Source organism: Paenibacillus sp. J2TS4 (genome assembly GCF_018403245.1).
In the GTDB taxonomy this organism is placed as follows: Bacteria; Bacillota; Bacilli; order Paenibacillales; family NBRC-103111; genus Paenibacillus_L.
The window spans coordinates 63,758-81,169 of record NZ_BOSH01000010.1 but is presented as its reverse complement, the minus strand read 5'-3'; the positions used below and the strand labels follow the sequence as shown (position 1 = coordinate 81,169).

The window sequence follows — 17,412 nt, the reverse complement described above, 5'->3', positions numbered from 1 at the left end:
CGATTTGGTCTGAACGCCGCCTTGCAGTGCCCCGACGTGCGCCGGTAGAGGCGTGCGCTGGGGCTGTTCGTCTTTAGTCGGTTGAGGCGGTGTCAGCCTATCATCAGAATTTCCCGGATGTCCTCTTCCGTCAAGGCAGACAGGGCTTCCTGACCGGGCTGGATGACTTCATCGATCAGATGCTTCTTCTTCTGCTGAAGCTCGTACATCTTGTCCTCTACCGTACCTTGAGCGACAAGGCGTATAACCTGCACCACCTTTTTCTGTCCGATGCGGTGCGCACGGTCGGCGGCCTGCTCCTCCACGGCGGGGTTCCACCACAAGTCATAGAGGATGACGGTGTCCGCTCCCGTCAGGTTCAGCCCGGTGCCGCCTGCTTTTAAGGAGATGAGGAACAGGTCCTTCTCTCCCTCGTTAAACCGGCTGCACAGCTCTACGCGCTCCGAAGCGGGAGTGCGGCCGTCCAGGTAGAAGAAGGGCACCCCCCGGCTCCCCAACTCCCGCCCGATCAGAGCGAGCATTTCGGTGAATTGGGAGAAGACCAGCATCCGTTTCCCTGCGCTCCGGCAGTCCTCCACAATGTCCATCAGCTGCTCGAATTTGGCTGAACCTCCGCGGTAGCCTTCGACAAACAAAGCGGGGTGGCAGCATAGCTGGCGAAGCCGGGTCAAGCCGGCCAAAATTTTAAGCCGGTTTTTCCGAAGGTCGTCCTCGTTCAGATGCTTCAACGTTTCCTGCTGCAGTTTGGCCAAATAGGCCAAATACAGCTTCTTCTGTTCCGGCAGCAGCTCGGAGGCTTGCAGCGACTCGATCTTCTCCGGCAGCTCCTTGAGGACATCGGCCTTCAAGCGGCGCAGCAGGAACGGGCGCGCCCGTTTGGATACGGCTTCCCTGGATAACTCGTTGAAGGCCTTTCGGCCTGGGAACAACCCGGGAAAGACCGCATCGAAGATGGACCACAGCTCCTCCAGCCTGTTCTCCACAGGGGTTCCGGTAAGGGCAAAACGATACCGGGCCTGAAGCTGCTTCACCGCCTGTGCCGTCTGAGTGGCATGGTTCTTAAAGGCTTGGGCCTCGTCCAGGATGAGGGTGTGGAACGATTGACCGGCATACTCCCCGATATCCCGGCGCAGCAGAGGGTAGGAGGTGATAATGACGTCCCATTGAGCCGCCTTCATCACAATATCGCTGCGCTCCGCCTGGCTCCCGTCAGCAATGGCGGCTCGTATATCCGGGGCGAATTTCGTCAGCTCATTCCGCCAGTTATAGACGAGAGAAGCTGGGGAGACGATGATCGCCGGCTGCATCCTGTCCCTGATCTCGGGCAGCATGGAGACAATGAAGGCGATGCTTTGCAGCGTTTTGCCGAGTCCCATATCATCCGCCAGAATGCCGCCGAACCGGTAATGGGCCAGCGTCCGCATCCATTGGAATCCGTACTTCTGGTAATCCCTGAGGATGGGAGCAAGACTGACGGGAACCGGGAATTCCAGCTGGTCCGGATGGCGCATATTTTCCAGGAGCTGGCGGAAGGCTTTGCCCAGCTTGACGGCATTCCCTGATCGTTCGGAGCCGATCAGGGAGAGACCGCGAACGATCGGGAGGCGGACCGTTGCTCCCTTCCGCTCTCCCTTGCGGAGGCCTATTTCGCTCATGAAGCGGCTGATTTCCTGGAATTCTGCGGTTTCCAACGGCATTAGCGCTCCGTTCGGAAGCCGGTAGTATTTGCGCTTCTCCTCAAGGGACTTCAGCAGCTTGCGGATATCCGATTCCGGAATTCCTCCCATATCGAAGCGGAATTCCAGCCAATCCGTCCGCTCATCCACTTCCACCGTCACTTTAGGGGAGGCATGTCCGGTGAACAGCCTTACCTTCACGGCTGTGGTGGCATACACCTCAGCCAATTCTTCCAGCTGCGGAACGATGTGGTACAGAAATTCATATTCTGCATCTTCATCATTCAGGAAATATCCTCCTTCTGTCCTGGCAAAGGAGCTCTGCTCCATCAGCTCCAGAATGCGCCGCTCCCGATCTCCGTCCCGCACCAGAATCCGGTCGGTGCTGCGTTTCTGTTCATCTCCTTCCAACGGATGGATGACTATATTTCCATAGTGAAACTCCAACCCGGCGAGCAGCCGGTCCTTCACCCGGTCCAGATACAGCCGGGCCTTGAGCGGAGCTTGGACAATGCGATCGGAGATGGCTTGTGCGATGCGGACACTGCCGAGCTTCATCAAGCCTGGGATGACCTTCTCCATCAAAGGCTCCATTTGCTCGGGCGCAATCCGAATTTCCGGCCTGCGGTAAGTTCCGAGCATTTTTTTAAGCTCCTTGAGCCGCTTGTACGACTTGTCCGGCAGTTTCCTCAGCTTTCCTTCGGTAAGGATCATCCGGTATGGTTCCAGAAATGTGATTTGATCCAGGCCCCGAACCTCCAGATGATAACCTTCCGCCTGCGCCTGATCGAACTCAAAGTGAAGAGGGGGCAGCTCATCGGATAAGTGGATTCCTTCGTAGGTGTCCAACCCTTGCTGGAGCTGCACCGCCGGAGCCTTGGCCAGCAGAGGCAGAAGAGTTTCCCACGAAATGGGAGGGATCATGAGCAGCCGATCGCTGTCCATACCCCCATGACGGATCGGGTATACATGCGAAGAGTCCAGATAGATATTTTCGTTGTGGCAGATTTGGATTAACTGTTGAATGACTGCGTCATCTTCCGGGCGAAAGAAGTGGACCTCGGGGTCGTATGAGAACAGCTTGGAAAATTCATGAGCTTCCCCCTGATCGATTTGCCCGAGAAATTCCTTGATTTTCTGCACGATATATAGGCGCTTAGTACCTATCTTCATTTCCAGGCCAAATAGATTATTCCGATATCCGTAAGATACCGGCTTGCAAATAAATTGGACATTCAGCGGCTCCCTGATGTCAAAGAGGGTTCTAGTCCTGCTGGGACGGGAGGGAGGATCGCCAAACAGATTCAACAAGCCGCGGGTCAATTGAAGATCCCCCGCCGGAATTCCCGAAGACTTGCCGGCAGCCGCGGAAAGTCTGGGGCTTGGCGCCCCGCCTTCCTCTGATGAAGGATCCGCCAGGTGAAGCAGGGAAGGGAAAGTGCGAGCCGGTGTTTGTCCGGAATACTCCTTCTCCTGGATGTAAAGCAGAACGGCGGCAATATGCTTGCAGTAGTTGTCATAGGAATAAAATGCGGGACAGGTGCATTCCGCATCCACATCCCCGTTCTGATCCACTTCAACGGAAACCTCGTAACGTCTGCTTCCTTTGACTGTAGCCTCGTATAGGGAAGCTTCGGAATCGTAACGGGTGAATGTCACTCTATCATCACTATAGTAAGCTTCCCCTCTCTTATAAGCGAGTTGGCCGCATAGAAGCTTGATAATCCGATCCGTCAATTTAAAGCTCATCGCCTTAATCCATCCTTTATGTTCTGAAAATGAAAGATCCGTTAATGGTTTATCTCTTAATAATAACAGAGTTGGCCCATGCTGTCTGAACACGAGCCATACGGGAAGCGGCCAGGCTGATTCCGAACATGGCGGCGCCTGCCAGCGACAGCAGCCATGGAGTGGTGCCCGCTCCCCACATATCCATACTCCAGCCGGAGATCAGCGGAATCACGGCGCCTCCGATTCCGCTCGGCGCGATCAGCAATAATTTCTTCATTGAATACCGGCCTCCCTTTTGTAGCTCCAACATTTTATCATAATGAAGCATCGGCTGGAAGGAGCCCCGAGAAAACGGCAGGCCGGTAAAGGAAAACATAAAGCCTCCTCATTCCCGCGATGGGGTTGAAGAGGCTTTATATGAAAGTTCAGTAACGCCCGGGTCCTTAAATCGGAGGCAGTTCGCTCCACTTATTCACTCCCTTGGGCGGCTCATAGGAGGCCAAACGGTCCAGAAGAATATCCGGATCATCCTCCACGATAAGAAGTTTAGATTGGGGTGCGGGAATAAATCCGGCTTCGACGCCATTGTTGACCATATCTACGAGTGGCTGATAATACCCGTTAATATTCAACAGGCCCACCGGTTTGCTATGAATGCCGAGCTGCCCCCAACTGACGATCTCGAATACTTCCTCCAAGGTACCGTAGCCTCCCGGCAGGGCAATGAAGGCGTCGGACAATTCCCCCATCTTAGCTTTGCGCTCATGCATTCCGTTCACTTCGTATAGCTGGGTTAGGCCTGTGTGGACTACTTCGCCGCGAAACAATCCCGTCGGCATGACACCGATGACCCCTCCCTCTTGATTCAGCACCGAATTGGCGATTCGCCCCATCAATCCGACCGAGGAGCCGCCATAGACGAGTTCCAAGCCTCTCTCAGCCAGCTTAATGCCTAACTGGATTGCGGCTTTCTCGTAGGCGGGATCATTCCCCGGGTTGGAACCGGCGTAGACGCATACTCTTTTCATAAGTTTCCCTCCGATTATACTATATCTTGTATCTTGAACGTCGGTGACATACAATATGTTAGTATAATCGAAATAAAATGACAAGGAGCGGAAGTATGGAACTGGAGGAATTTCAGAAATGGGTGCAGCGATTTTACAAGCAGAGAGGCTGGACGGATTACGGCCCCTTTATTAGAGTTGGATTTCTGATGGAGGAGACGGGGGAAGTCGCGAGAGCGGTTCGAGCATTGGAAATAGGGAGAGATCGTCCTGACGAAGCGGGGCTGCCGCTGCCAAAGCTGGAGCAGGAGCTTGTGGAAGAACTGGGAGATGTGCTAGGTAATGTTATTTTGCTGGCTAATCTTTATGGCGTCTCTCTGGAGAAGATAGCTACAGCCCACAAAGCCAAGCTGATGAAGCGTTATGCTGTGAATGGCGAGGCATGACGCGACGGAATTTGCTTATCTCACCTTTTTCAAGCATAGTTTAAATTTTCTTGCCCCTCATAAATAAAAAGAGGGGAATTCTCATTCTTCGATGAAAGGTTTCTTCCTTAAGGAAATTCTGTTTATCCGGTCTGGATTCTCTAATTTGTTCTACAGTAAATCCGGCTTTTTGCAGAGCGGCAAAATAATCCTCCAAGGTCCGATGATATTTGGTGACCTTGCTGCCAAGCCACTCTTGTTCTCTCTCTCCGGTAACAAAGTAATTGTCCACGATCCAATCCTGCTTGATTCCTTCGGCTCTCGAGAGCCCGTAAGAAGAAGTCATAACCGGATGTTCGACGGAAAATACGAATGTCCCGTCTTTTTTTAAGGTTCTGTAGATAGAGCTAAAGAGCGAGAGGATGTCTTCAATGTAGTGGATGACCAGTCTGGACACGGCCAGATCATACCGGTCAGCCGGATAATTCCATGTTTCCAGAGGGGTATGGACGATCTCCATCTTAGGCGAGCAGAGGTTTCGTCTGGCCAACTCCACCATCCGACGGGAGCCTTCCAGGCCGGTATAAGAATGAGCCCCTGACGCAATAAGCTCATGACCCCATGCCGCATTTCCGCAGCCCAAATCTAATATACAGCGGGCCTCCTTGCTTATCATTTCACAGATGATTGGTTTTTCTAGCGTATCGTTTGCATTCTCAATTCCGTTTCTTCGTTCCATATACTTGTTAAAAAATGAAGCTTGATCGTAAAGATCGAATCCTCTATAGGCCATCGTATCCCCCCCATAGGCGACAATGGTGGCTGTCACCTTAAATATAGATAGTCTATCTTGAAAATAGATGGTTACCCTTTCCTTTCCAATATTTTACTATAGGGTGGAAGACTTAGTAAAGGAGATGGTAGGTTTGATTTCTAGGAAGTGGTTTTCCGGGACAGCAAGTTTGCTAGCGCTTACATTGCTGATGGGAACCCTGTTTTCCGGATGGGGTCCGGTGGTTGATGCTGCTGTTCCCGAACCGGCCAACTTGGTGAGGAACGGCGGATTTGAAGAGTATGACGATAATGGCAGTCTCTCTTATTGGTGGAATTGGATCGCAAGCGGAGCCCCTGTTATCAGCGCAGATACGGAGGTGTTTCATTCCGGACAAGCTTCGCTTCGAATCGCCACAGCCCAGCCAGGAAGGGCCGCGGTCGTTCAAGAGGTTGCGCTGGAGCCGGAGCATCGGGGACAAACCCTCCAAATCAGGCTGTGGATGAGAACAGAGGAAGTGTCGGGTGGGGCCGTTACTCGGCTTCAATTCACGGATTCCCGCGGCACCAGAGTAGGGGATCTCGTCTATCTGGATATGCTTAGGGGAACTAACGAGTGGACCTTGGTGGAACGAATCGTTCGTGTCCCTGATAATCCGGCCATTACAGCTGTCAAAATCGAAAATTTTATGGAGATGGGAACCGGAATCGTCTGGTTTGACGATATTAGCTTGGTGTCTTGGCATGCGGTGGAGGGGATTCGCTTGAATTACGAACAATATTCGCTTCAGGCGGGGCAATCGGTAACGCTTAACGTTTACTTTGAGCCGGATCAAGTATCCGAGCCGGCCGTAGAGTGGAGCAGCTCCAATCCAGATGTGGCTTCGGTTGCGGAAGGTACAGTGACTGCGCATTCGGAAGGAATTGCCGTCATTAAGGCTGTGGCTGCCGATGGGGGGCATTCTGCTTCCTGTGTAATTCTTGTTGGAGAGCAGCACGGAATTGCGGTTACCGATTATACGGTGGATATGAATGAGAATGAGTATGCCAGGGGCCGGATTGAGGCCGTCTCGGAGCAGGGCTTGCCGCTTGTCTATTGGAAAGCCGTTGAAGCTGTGCATCGTGTAGTTTATGTTCAAGCGGACGGCGTCTGGTCTTATTATCCGAAGGATACCTTCACGGGTACGGACAGATTTAAAGTGGCCATAGAGGATGGGGCAGGATCTTTTGCTGTTTCCATGGTGACGGTCCATGTCCATCCGGTTAATCATGCTCCGGTTGCGGAGGAGGGCATCCAGCCGACGGATAAAAATACGCCGGTGTCCGGGAAAGTGAGCGCGACGGACCCGGATGGAGATCCGCTGACGTTCGCTGTGGAGCAGTCGCCACAGCATGGTCAGCTAGTGATGGAGGAGAACGGGAATTGGACGTATACGCCTCACCAGGATTACGTCGGCGCCGATTTCTTCACGGTAGCAGCATCCGATCCGCATGGCGGAAGCGATTCGACGAAGGTGCGCTTATACACCGCCCCGACGGCTGAGGAGATCCTTGCGGAAATTAATGAAAAAAATGCGGACCATCCGCATCCAAGATTACTGGCTAAGGAAAGTGATTTTGAACGGATTCGCCAGCTGCTGTCTTCGGATGAGAAGGTTGCCGCCTGGTTTGAAGGGGTTCAGAAGGAAGCCGACAGCATCATTCCCCAGCCCCCTGCAGAATATCGCAAGCCGGATGGATTAAGGCTGGATTCCACAGCCGCGAGGCGGATCGCCACCCTGGCCTTTGTATATCAGATTACTCAGGATTCCCAATATGCCGACAGGGCTTGGACGGAATTGGAATATATTTCCTCCGGCGCTTATCCCGATTGGAGTCCGCAGCATTTTCTCGATACGGCGACGATGACTCACGGCATTTCTCTTGGCTATGATTGGCTATATCATTATTTGAACGCGGAGCAGCGAGCGACTATCCGCCGGGCTATTGTGGATAAAGGGTTGAAGCCGGCTGTCCCGATGTATATAGACAAAACTTACTGGTGGGTATACAACCGCGACAACTGGAATTTTGTCTCCAATGCCGGCATGACTCTTGGAGCATTGGCTATTGCGGATGAAGAAGAGGAGATTGCCGGACTTATTCTCCGCGAAGCGTTCAAGTCCATTCAATACGGGCTCACTCAGTATGCCCCGGATGGCTCGGCGATCGAAGGTCCGGCTTATTGGGAGTACGGCACGATCTCCCTGGTCTACTTCCTGTCCGCGTTGGAGACATCAGTCGGGCACGATTACGGGTTCTCTGAACGGGACGGCCTGTTCGAGACACCACAGTTCCCGATCCATATCGCCGGGCATCAGGGGACGTTTAATTATTCGGATAACAACTCCGGATTAGTGCCCGGACGTCTGCTGCTCTGGTTTGCCAGCCATGATGACAAGCCGGAATATACGTGGTACCACCAGTTTACGATGGGCAACAATGGAACAGCAGGAATGTATGATCTATTGTGGTACCGTCCGGACCAGTACGGCGCGGCTGAGCCTGCTGAGCGGGATCGCTACTTCGAGCGTCCTAAAGCGGTCACCATGCGCAGCTCCTGGAGCGATAGCTATGGCCTGTTTGCCGGGTTTAAGGGAGGAGTGAACGGGGCGCCGCACGGCGATCTGGATACGGGCTCCTTCGTCTTAGACGCGTTCGGTGTCCGCTGGGCGGAAGATTTCGGCAGTGAAGATTATAACGTGCCGGGCTACTGGGATGGCGGGATCAATGGAGAACGGTGGAACTATTACCGCAAACGCGCGGAAGGGCATAACACCTTGGTGATTCAGCCTTCTTCCCGAGCGGACCAGAAGGAGACAGCCGTCTCTGACATCGTTCGCAGCGGCTTCAATCGCCCGCAAGGAGCGTTTGCGGTAACGGATATGACTCCGGCCTACAAGGAGCAGGCGGTATCGGTCCGCAGAGGCTCGGCGCTCATAGACCATCGGAGGCAGTTCCTTCTTCAGGATGAAGTGGAGAATAAGGTGCCCTCCGAACTGTATTGGTTCATGCATACACGGGCTAACATCGACATAGACGATGAAGGAACCTCCGCTATACTCAGCCAGGGTGACAAGCGGTTGCTGGTGCGCATTCTCTCCCCGGGTGAGGCACAATTCAGCGTAATGCCCGCCGGGCCTCTGGCCACTTCGCCGAATCCGTCCGGACAGAATCCCAACATTGGAGTCAGGAAGCTGGCTATCCATATGGAGGACGTGTTGAACACGACCCTCAGCGTCTGGATGGTTCCCCTGATGCCGGGAGAACCTCTGCCGCAGAGAGCACCAGCTGTCATCCCCCTCAGTCAATGGGAGGTGGATAATAAAGAATTGGCTGTTTTGAGCGGTATCACGGTGGATGGACAAGCCCTTTCCAAATTTGACCCTGAACGATTTGTATATGAGGTGGAGCTGCCGTCCGACCAAAATATTCCTTCTGTGAGCGGCGTATCATCTGGAGGGAATGAGGTAACGGTCCACCAAGCGGAGCAGATCCCGGGGGCTGCAAGGATCACCGTGACGGATCCGTCCGGAGCCAGACAGCAAGGCGTTTACTACGTCGTCTTCACGAGTAAAGCTCAGTACGGCATTCCAACGGACCGCCCTTCCTGGCCCGTAGCTTCGGTAAGGGCTAGTGAAGACGATGGCAACATTCCGGAGAATACGATAGATGGCAATCTGGAAACGCGCTGGTCGGCCTCCGGCCAACAGTGGATAAGCTACGATTTAGGGAAGGTTAGGGAGGTTTCGGCTGTCAGCCTTGCCTGGTACAACGGAGATACGAGAATAAGCTATTTCAATATAGAAGCTTCTACGGATGGTGAACAATGGACTAAAGTGCATAATGGCTCCAGCTCGGGAAATACCAAGGATCACGAAGTTTATCCGATTAATCCGGTAGAAGCCCGCTATGTCCGGATTAATGGCTTCGGCAACAATCAGAACATGTGGAATAGCATTACGGAGACAGGGATTTATGGACCTGTTTACGAATTGGAACGGGTTGTTCTATCTGTAGACCAGGAGGAGGTTAAGCGTAAAGACCGCGTTCCGCTGGAGATCCAGGGTTATCTCAATTCATCCGAGCCCGCTGATCTGTCTGGAGCGGAAATCCAATATTTCACGACAGACTATAAAGTAGCGGTGGTAGAAGATGGAAGAGTCGTTACGCAGAAGACGGGAACAGCGGAGATTTGGGCCGAGGTCATTCATAACGGTAAAAAGGTCACTTCCAATCGGCTGAAAATTCAAGTCGTCAAGAAAAATGGAAACGGACCGAAGAGCGGCAGCTAGTTAAATTAAGCTTCTAAGCAAGAACGACCCGGGTTCGGTATGGGCCCGCGGGTCGTTCTCTTTTTGCATGAAGCCATAATTCCAGAGTCTAACCTTATGAATGTCATGCTGTTTCTAGTATAATATATGGAATTACGGGCTCATATTGAAGGGCACGGCCTTGACTATATCCATCATCCTAAACCGTTGGTGTACAAAGCGGCTAAAGCCTAAATCGCGGCCGACTCCAAATGTGTCAAGGAAAGCCTGCAGAATAATACGAAACAGGGACCGGAGAGAGCGAGGAAGATAACATGTCCACTAAGAAAAATAAACTAGTTCCTTGGTTGGCTGCTTTATTGCTGTTAAGTGTTGGGTTTAATATATATTTTATAAGCCATACGGTGAAACAACGGCAGCAAGCTGAGCTGGATTGGGGCAAGAAGCTGATCCTCGGATATTATGATGCATCTGTATTTGCCGGAATTATGCGAGATGCCACCGGCAGTTTACTGGATAATCCCGGCGTGGAGCAGAGATTGAGCTACAAATACCAGATAGGCCTGGCCTATCGGTTCAATCAGGCGATTCCTTTACTAATCGCAGGAGCGGAGAAAATTAATGGGAAACCGTTTAAGCCGATGAAATATATTCCAGCGCATTGGTTCACAGAGATCAATAATGCTCTGGGAACGATAGGAAGCGATGGCGCTTCGTTGACAGAGGAGGAGCTGAGTTACGTTAAGACCGCTCATGAATTGTTCTCGCAAACGGCGCAGCTGCTGGAAGGCTTCGAGGTCGAGAGTACGGCGGATGATTTGGCGCTAGCGATGGCCCAAGGCGGGGCATGGGTCAGTATCGTTGAACAAATTAATGATTTGTTTGCCGAAGCACCGGAGTTCTTATTCACTTATCGCTCTACATTGGGGTCGAAGTAGTCCGGTGCAGTTGGGGTGAAGTTTCGCGCCTCGAAAGAATAGCTGCGATTTACCTCTAATCGTCGCAGTTGAAGCTTTCGGTGCAAATTAGTTGCATTTCTCAGACTGTTGAAAAATTATCTACGTGGCTTGTATCCGCCCCTTGCAAAGTCAAATAGAGGTACAAATGCGCATAGATGGATGCGAAAGAGTCCGTTTTGTACGAAATATGATACAGTCAGGCATGCGTATGCCGCGAAGGTTTCGCTTTTGTATGAATAATCATACAAATGGGCACACAAGTTCCACGAAGGGGTCGTATTTGTACGAAATATGGTACAAACAGCTGTATATATATCGCGAAGATCCGCTTTTGTATGAATAATCGTACAAATGAATAACAAGTTCCGTGAACCGATTTATTGCATCTATTTTATCGTGAATGCCCTAGGTGTCCGAGTAAAGGAGACAAACGACTTTTTCAACAATCTGATTTCTACACTTATTGCATCGCGGTTGATTTCTATCCCTGGCTTAAATTGACCCCAGCTTGGCTTCCAGCGTATCTCATTGAGCGGCGGTCCAGAGCATTTCTCTGACAAAACGTTCCGGAGCCTGAGAGAAAGTATCGAGGGACGGCTTGATCCACCAGAAGGATTCGATCGCCCAGGTATAACGAACAGCTCTCAGCAATTCTCCTCTGGGACAAGGTTGCCTGCACCGATATCCTTCCGCCAAAGCGGCAGCCGCTTCGACGTGGAAGATATTCAGATGTCCTCTATAGATGGGTTCCACGGCGGTCACGTGGATTCCCATTTTACCCAATTCCAACTTAATTGACCGATAATAGATTTCTCACTCATTAGGCAGCACCGTCCTCTATTGAAAATGATACGCCGAGACTACACTCATGGCCCAAGTCCAGAGTTATCCTTTACGCAGATTATGATTATCCTTTCGCAATCGGGTAATCTATCTCCTGCTTTTCTATTCCTTTCTTTCGTTTTTCTGTCATACCTTCCGCGGATGTTTCGTAGACTGTATAGACAAGTTATAGGGAGGGAAGGAGCGATGTCCGTCGATCCGAAGGAGCTGCCTCTTGGTTCATTGATCAAGGCATTGTTGCGGGAGCGTTCCCTGTCGATGCGCAAATTAAGTGCGCAGACGGGAATTCATACGGCGACCATCTCGAGAATTGTCAACGGCAAACAGCAGCCCAAGCCGGATCATCTGCACAGGCTGTCTCAGCATCTGCAGGTTCCTGCGGAGCAATTGTTCCGGGCAGCCGGCTATCCTACAGGAGAGCGGGAGGAGGAGTCTTCTTCCGATATGGACGAAATTGTCGCTATCATTTACGAGGTGCTCGCTTCTTCCCAATGGTTTGACGAGCAATTTACAGTCGGACGGATTGAGCAAGAATTGAGTAAGTATGAGCAATATGCCTGGACGAAAGAAGGCCAGCAGATCATTCATAACGATTTTCGCACCAAGATGGAGCAGGTCGGCGGGGCCGGACCTTTTATTAATGAATTAAGCGAAATGTATCGGCTGTACTGTGAAGGGGAGGTCTCTGCCGAGGAGCGGGCCGTTCTGGGCAGCGGGTTGCTTTACTTTATTTTGTCCACGGACATCATTCCGGATTATGTATTTCCGTTCGGGTATTTGGACGATGCTATTGCGGTCCATCTGGTGCTGAGAAGGCTGTCGGAGATTAAGGGGGCGCCAAGCGAAGCAGAGGATTGATCCTCTGAAAGCTTCTTGGGTGCATAATTTAAACTGAGGCTGTCAATAAACCAGCCGAGGCTCCTGCTGCAGGAATGCCTCGGCTGTTGCAGTTATATGGGACGGATACGCGGCGCCAGCGTGTAACGCAATGGACCTAAGGCATAGACGTATTGAGCTAGAAAGCTCCTGCGCCTCCACCGCCTCCGGAACCGCCACCTCCGCCAGAATCGCCTCCCCCTCCTCCTCCGGAACTGTCCGAACTCCCCCAAGTACTCCAGGAATCATATGTATAATTGAAGGAGCTGGTCGTAGAATTAGGGATGGCGATCAGAGGAAACGCCCTTTCTAATTCCTTATAGTTTTCGGGGTGGGTATGATGTCGGGCAAATGGCTTGGATATATTAAGAATTAGGGCATATTGCATTAGTCTTTCCAGGCGGGAAGGCTCCGTGCCTGCCGGGTACCGTTTCCTTTTCAGCGATTTTCTCCATCTGGCGATAGCTGCTTTATACGGAGCACCTTCCGCAGTAGGCACTCTCCGTGGCAGCAGCAGTCTGACGATCATGGACAGAACGATCGCTCCTGTGAAGAGAAATACAGCATCGGTGAAGGTGATCTGGGCGACGGTAATGAAGCAGACGATACAGAAGATCATAAATGGCCCTTTGGATTGCCATAGTGCAGCAGCCAGAATGGCAAATATTCCAAGGAAAACTGCCGCCCAACCGAAATGGGTCCACGAGCTTACGTCCGCATAATACAGATATAGAGCCATAGCAGTGAGGAAGGCGGTTAGAGCCAGAACAACCCAGGCAACCGCTTTGTTATCCTTATAAAATGGAGAGAACCGCTCATTATTCATCACCCTCTGCTTCCATGCCTCGAATCTCGCTTCAAACCGCTTCTTTCTTTTGCGGTAGTCTTCAACGATCTTGGAATTGCTGCGCTCTTCCTTGGTCGGCCCGGAGATAGATTCCAGAGTGAAGGAACGGTTTCTGCCCGGAATATTTTTACACAGCCATCCGATGAAATCACGCTCATAATCATTAAGCAGGCGCTGGTCCCCGGTAAAGGTGAATTTGACGCTTTCGGATCTTGCTGATAGTGGATGGCGGCCGGTATTTTGCTGATTTCCAGCCAGCCCTTCTGGTATAAGGAAAACAGGCCAGCGGTAATATCCTTCTGCTTAAGCTTGCCTTTGCGGTGCATATAAGCGACGAACAAAGGATCGAGACCCTCCAATTCATCCCGTGTTATATGTCCTCTGTGTAAGCCCGCCAGCTTGTAGGGGGCCAGGAAGGCAAAGTAAAGAATGGCCAGCAGAATAAGGCCGGAGGCTATGCTGGAGAGCTTCTCGGCTTGAGCCAGGTTTTCCTCTCGGAGGGCGTATCTCGCCTGCAGCTTCTCTTCCTGGGCAATAACGGATACCTTACGGTTCTCGTCCGCCGTTAAAGGGGAATCCGGCAGCCATTCGGCAGGAAATAACAAGTGAATCTCCGATTTTTGTCCGGCTGGCAGCTGTTCTGTCTCGTAATGGATGGAACGGTCGGAAACCTTGGCAATAAGCCCTCCGCTTCTATCATGCAGATAATAATTTACTCCCCCGGAATCGATCGTTTGGGGCAGTACGATCTCAATAGACAGGTTATTTAAATCAGTCTCGTTATCTGAATCAAAGAACGCCCAATAAAATTCGCCTGTATCGCGATATTTCGATACGGCATGATCCAGGCGATATCGGTAGTAAACCTGCTTGACTTCATCCTTGGACCTGGTATGAATCCGGTAAGTATTGTCGCTCGGCTCCACTTTCAATCGCTCGGCATCATGGTAAGTAAAATCCCCCAGCTTAGTATGGGGAGGAGGCAAGTACGCTTCGAAAAACTCCACGCCGTCATGTCCTTTGGTCCTGATCGCCCGGGTCGTCCCGTTATATTCCCCTGTAAAATGGTACGAATACAGCTCTTCGACATAAAGATCGCCGTCTTCCATAAGCTGCGCCCGAATATTGACCTGCTCGATTGTAAAGGATCGGTCTTCTTCACATCCGGCCAATAGAGTAATGAGAAATAGAAAGCATAGAATGTATAATTTTTTGACCATTGTATCACTTCCTAATCCGATTTCAGCCTTTGAGCTCTAGAACTCCCGCAGCCAGGATCACGGAATCCAGGCCAATTTATCTTAGCTAGGACGAGAAGACTCGGTGAGTAGTTCACAACCAGTAAGGAATGACCGATGAAGAGAAAAATGCTGAGACCGGTCCTGAGCTGGCCAAACTGCAAACAGCAGCAGCAGCATTCACGGTGGTCGGATTGGTTCTTATTGTAACGGCGCTGCCCCCACTGATCGCGTTGCCAGCTCAGTTGCTTGCCTTTAGCGATGTTATGACAGAGGGAATGGTAAGAAGCTGGTTAGAGACCGGGGTGGAAGGTACGGCCCAATTGCCGCTCGGGATCTTTTTGCTGCTCGGGCCGCGCGGACGGTCGGCCGGGTTGAATCAAATTAGAGGACTTGGCCTGAAGCCTCCTGAACAGTGAATAATATGTCCATCATGGACCATACCGTGTGCACGTTGTACTCCAAGGCCGATTCTTATCCCCCGGCTTTGGCAGGAGCGTTCCGCAAGATTATCTCCGCAGCGCGAAGCCGGGTATCCGGATTATCATTATTCAGCATGTCTTCCAGCACCTCCACCGCTTTTTGTTGAAGAGCTTGGTAGCGCGGCCCGAGAAGGAAGGAGGGAGTGGAAACGGGTTCCGTTATTTCCTTCCAAAGGTAGCGAGCCCCTCTCTCGGTTTCGCGTTGTCTTTCCTCCGCCAACTTTTCTTTCGCCCAATAATCGATAAACATCATTCCAACCTCCTTTGTTATCCGGGAATTATAGCCCCGGTTCATTCTCCGAATGCTTGCCCTCTCCACTATTTTCTGCAGCTTTGTTGTCCCCGCTTTTCCCTTCGGAGGGGGGATGGATTTCTTCTTCGTCAACCGAATCAAACCAAGGCTCTTCAACTTCAAAAGCGGCGGTGGTCACGTAGTACCAATTGCCCTGATCGGAATCGTCCATCTCTGCCAGTTCGGCCACTAACTTCTTGAATTTACGGAGCCATTCTACGAACTTCTCTTCAGTTACTCTGACCTCGGCCTGGAGTGTCGTTCGAGGCCAGGAGTCCCTGTCTGGAGAAGTGAATTGAAAAGCGCGCTGTGGAGCGGAAAGGGCCCGTAATTTGGCGCGATTCAATGTAGAGATTAAATGCTCCCTGTAGTAATCACTCACTTCTACCGTATGGGGAAGAAGGTCGGGGGAGGGGATAAAGCCTCTAGCCACGGAACGGTAAAACTTTTGAATAATTCCGTTTTTCACCTCGGTACGACTGACCCGAATTAATTCGTTTTTTTCCAATTCGTTGAGATGATAGTGAATTTTGGAACGGGGAATTTCCAGATGCTGAGCCAGCTGTTGTCCGGTATAGGATTTTTCTATCAAGAGCATGACAATTTGGGTACGGAACGGATCGCTTAAAGCTTTGAGCTGATCGAATTGATTAATAACTAAGTACGGAAGCATCTTCAAATTCATCAAATTACATCACACATCCTTATATAATCACTCGGTCAAATTTATTTACTCGTATTATAAAACATGACGGTATTTTTTGTAAATAGGTCATTTGGAAATATAAGGGGTTTAATGAGAAACGGAAAGGGATCAAACTGAAATTTTCCTGGAAAAAGGAGATGGGAAAGATTATTTATATTACTAATCCGTGGTAAAATTACAAAAAGTGGAGGAAGTAATGGGGTGACAATATAGATTGCTGAACAGCTCACAAGTGAAGGTTGTGAAGATTGGAAGCAAATGTATCAGAGCAATCCGGAAGCCGGAAATGAAATAACTACTGGAGGGTGCTTAGCTTATGGACCGGATGACATTATTTAAGAGGGGATCAGAGTCTAGCCGCGATTATGCCTATCACATTATTAAGCACAATATTTTGAATTTATCTCTGGAACCGGGAATGTCCATATCCGAGACCGATATGTCAGATAAACTAGAGCTGAGCCGGACTCCCGTCCGCGAAGCATTCATCCAATTATCGGAGGAAGGCTTGATTGATATTTATCCGCAAAAAGGTTCTTTTGTTTCGCTAATCGATTTGGAGCAGGTGAAGGAGGCGCGATTTTTAAGGGAAGTACTGGAGGTGGCTGTGGTCGAAGCCGCTTGCGGATCCTTTACGGAAGAGGATCTCTTCGAGATGGAGGCTCTGATTGAACATCAGAAACAGTATAACGATAAGAAGGAATACGCCAAGCTTCATGAGCTGGATGAGCAATTCCATCATCTTCTGTTCAGCAAATGCGGCAAACAGCGGACCTGGGCCTTTATCCAACAAAATCACGCTCATTACAAAAGAATCCGATTACTGCTGCTGACGGTTTACTTTGATTGGGAGGCTATTATTCGTCAGCATACCCGTATAATGGGGTTCATCCGTGAAGCCGATCATCAGAGCGCAAAAGAAGAAATGAAGGAACACCTTCGATACCTTATCATTGAGAACGACGAGCTCATTCAACAGCACTCCGACTTTTTCAGATATCCCAAGAGTACCGGAGAAATTTGGTTTTAGAAGAACTGTTACAGCTCCGCGTCACCCCATTTGACTATCGTCCTCCCATAAATAAGGGCACCTTGCAATAAGGTGCCTCTTTTGTTTATACAAATTTATAGCTTCTGCTTCCTAAATACTAATATTGACGACAAGAAAAGACGGACGATAAGAAAAGCTTCTAAAACGGCCTGCTCATCTCGAAATACTCTTCTTCAATAGGAGTTTTACACTTAT

14 protein-coding genes and 1 pseudogene are annotated in these 17,412 nt (G+C 50.7%); 6 read left to right on the top strand and 9 right to left on the bottom strand.

What is annotated here, in order from left to right; all coding sequences use genetic code 11:
- Window positions 1-92 precede the first annotated feature (92 nt).
- The 3 genes from KJS69_RS19950 to KJS69_RS19940 all read right to left on the bottom strand — a co-directional run bounded on the left by KJS69_RS19950 (window position 93) and on the right by KJS69_RS19940 (window position 4,435).
- A complete protein-coding gene (locus tag KJS69_RS19950) occupies window positions 93-3,425 on the bottom strand; it encodes a DEAD/DEAH box helicase (protein ID WP_213585558.1) in 3,333 nt (1,110 codons plus the stop codon).
- 49 nt (window positions 3,426-3,474) lie between these two features.
- The gene (locus KJS69_RS19945) at window positions 3,475-3,684 is read right to left on the bottom strand and encodes a hypothetical protein (protein ID WP_213585557.1); all 210 of its coding nucleotides are present in this window, start codon (window positions 3,682-3,684) and stop codon (window positions 3,475-3,477) included.
- Window positions 3,685-3,850: 166 nt separating this feature from the next.
- Window positions 3,851-4,435, bottom strand: coding sequence for an LOG family protein (locus KJS69_RS19940; RefSeq protein ID WP_213585556.1), 585 nt, complete (start codon window positions 4,433-4,435; stop codon window positions 3,851-3,853).
- A 95-nt stretch (window positions 4,436-4,530) separates the two neighbouring features.
- Here KJS69_RS19940 and KJS69_RS19935 point away from each other — a divergent pair, with 95 nt between their 5' ends.
- Window positions 4,531-4,860: a MazG nucleotide pyrophosphohydrolase domain-containing protein gene (locus tag KJS69_RS19935; RefSeq protein WP_213585555.1), complete on the top strand. Its 330-nt coding sequence runs from the start codon at window positions 4,531-4,533 to the stop codon at window positions 4,858-4,860.
- 40 nt (window positions 4,861-4,900) lie between these two features.
- Here the strand turns inward: KJS69_RS19935 and KJS69_RS19930 are convergent, their stop codons facing one another.
- Window positions 4,901-5,632 (bottom strand): class I SAM-dependent DNA methyltransferase, encoded by a 732-nt coding sequence (locus KJS69_RS19930; RefSeq protein ID WP_213585554.1) that lies wholly within the window; start codon window positions 5,630-5,632, stop codon window positions 4,901-4,903.
- Window positions 5,633-5,765: 133 nt separating this feature from the next.
- Here KJS69_RS19930 and KJS69_RS19925 point away from each other — a divergent pair, with 133 nt between their 5' ends.
- Both KJS69_RS19925 and KJS69_RS19920 read left to right on the top strand, forming a co-directional pair.
- The gene (locus KJS69_RS19925; protein WP_213585553.1) at window positions 5,766-9,944 is read left to right on the top strand and encodes an Ig-like domain-containing protein; all 4,179 of its coding nucleotides are present in this window, start codon (window positions 5,766-5,768) and stop codon (window positions 9,942-9,944) included.
- A gap of 293 nt (window positions 9,945-10,237) precedes the next feature.
- Window positions 10,238-10,861 carry a hypothetical protein gene (locus KJS69_RS19920; RefSeq protein ID WP_213585552.1) on the top strand — a complete coding sequence of 208 codons (624 nt, stop codon included), beginning with the start codon at window positions 10,238-10,240 and terminating at the stop codon, window positions 10,859-10,861.
- 546 nt (window positions 10,862-11,407) lie between these two features.
- Here the strand turns inward: KJS69_RS19920 and KJS69_RS19915 are convergent.
- The gene (locus KJS69_RS19915; RefSeq protein WP_213585551.1) at window positions 11,408-11,656 is read right to left on the bottom strand and encodes a hypothetical protein; all 249 of its coding nucleotides are present in this window, start codon (window positions 11,654-11,656) and stop codon (window positions 11,408-11,410) included.
- Window positions 11,657-11,911: 255 nt separating this feature from the next.
- On the opposite strand from KJS69_RS19915, the gene KJS69_RS19910 reads away from it, so the two are divergent.
- Entirely contained in the window at window positions 11,912-12,583 is a 672-nt protein-coding gene (locus KJS69_RS19910) for a helix-turn-helix domain-containing protein (RefSeq protein ID WP_213585550.1), read from the top strand.
- Between the two features lie 157 nt (window positions 12,584-12,740).
- On the opposite strand, the gene KJS69_RS30035 is transcribed toward KJS69_RS19910, so the two are convergent.
- The gene (locus KJS69_RS30035) at window positions 12,741-13,571 is read right to left on the bottom strand and encodes a DUF2207 domain-containing protein (RefSeq protein WP_283777478.1); all 831 of its coding nucleotides are present in this window, start codon (window positions 13,569-13,571) and stop codon (window positions 12,741-12,743) included.
- Window positions 13,572-14,056: 485 nt separating this feature from the next.
- Window positions 14,057-14,668, bottom strand: a pseudogene (locus KJS69_RS30295) (DUF2207 domain-containing protein); the annotation flags it as partial.
- A gap of 128 nt (window positions 14,669-14,796) precedes the next feature.
- Here KJS69_RS30295 and KJS69_RS19895 point away from each other — a divergent pair.
- Entirely contained in the window at window positions 14,797-15,105 is a 309-nt protein-coding gene (locus tag KJS69_RS19895) for a hypothetical protein (RefSeq protein ID WP_213585547.1), read from the top strand.
- A 55-nt stretch (window positions 15,106-15,160) separates the two neighbouring features.
- On the opposite strand, the gene KJS69_RS19890 is transcribed toward KJS69_RS19895, so the two are convergent.
- Both KJS69_RS19890 and KJS69_RS19885 read right to left on the bottom strand, forming a co-directional pair.
- Window positions 15,161-15,421: a hypothetical protein gene (locus KJS69_RS19890; protein WP_213585546.1), complete on the bottom strand. Its 261-nt coding sequence runs from the start codon at window positions 15,419-15,421 to the stop codon at window positions 15,161-15,163.
- A 25-nt stretch (window positions 15,422-15,446) separates the two neighbouring features.
- Window positions 15,447-16,145, bottom strand: coding sequence for an ArsR/SmtB family transcription factor (locus KJS69_RS19885; RefSeq protein WP_249730634.1), 699 nt, complete (start codon window positions 16,143-16,145; stop codon window positions 15,447-15,449).
- 337 nt (window positions 16,146-16,482) lie between these two features.
- On the opposite strand from KJS69_RS19885, the gene KJS69_RS19880 reads away from it, so the two are divergent.
- Window positions 16,483-17,196, top strand: coding sequence for a GntR family transcriptional regulator (locus KJS69_RS19880; RefSeq protein WP_213585544.1), 714 nt, complete (start codon window positions 16,483-16,485; stop codon window positions 17,194-17,196).
- Window positions 17,197-17,412 lie beyond the last annotated feature (216 nt).

Coding starts and splice junctions, on each gene's coding strand:
- KJS69_RS19950 (WP_213585558.1), bottom strand. CDS start 3,425: ATGAGCTTTAAATTGACGGATCGGATTATCAAGCTTCTATGCGGCCAA.
- KJS69_RS19945 (WP_213585557.1), bottom strand. CDS start 3,684: ATGAAGAAATTATTGCTGATCGCGCCGAGCGGAATCGGAGGCGCCGTG.
- KJS69_RS19940 (WP_213585556.1), bottom strand. CDS start 4,435: ATGAAAAGAGTATGCGTCTACGCCGGTTCCAACCCGGGGAATGATCCC.
- KJS69_RS19935 (WP_213585555.1), top strand. CDS start 4,531: ATGGAACTGGAGGAATTTCAGAAATGGGTGCAGCGATTTTACAAGCAG.
- KJS69_RS19930 (WP_213585554.1), bottom strand. CDS start 5,632: ATGGCCTATAGAGGATTCGATCTTTACGATCAAGCTTCATTTTTTAAC.
- KJS69_RS19920 (WP_213585552.1), top strand. CDS start 10,238: ATGTCCACTAAGAAAAATAAACTAGTTCCTTGGTTGGCTGCTTTATTG.
- KJS69_RS19915 (WP_213585551.1), bottom strand. CDS start 11,656: ATGGGAATCCACGTGACCGCCGTGGAACCCATCTATAGAGGACATCTG.
- KJS69_RS19910 (WP_213585550.1), top strand. CDS start 11,912: ATGTCCGTCGATCCGAAGGAGCTGCCTCTTGGTTCATTGATCAAGGCA.
- KJS69_RS19895 (WP_213585547.1), top strand. CDS start 14,797: ATGACCGATGAAGAGAAAAATGCTGAGACCGGTCCTGAGCTGGCCAAA.
- KJS69_RS19890 (WP_213585546.1), bottom strand. CDS start 15,421: ATGATGTTTATCGATTATTGGGCGAAAGAAAAGTTGGCGGAGGAAAGA.
- KJS69_RS19885 (WP_249730634.1), bottom strand. CDS start 16,145: ATGAATTTGAAGATGCTTCCGTACTTAGTTATTAATCAATTCGATCAG.
- KJS69_RS19880 (WP_213585544.1), top strand. CDS start 16,483: ATGGACCGGATGACATTATTTAAGAGGGGATCAGAGTCTAGCCGCGAT.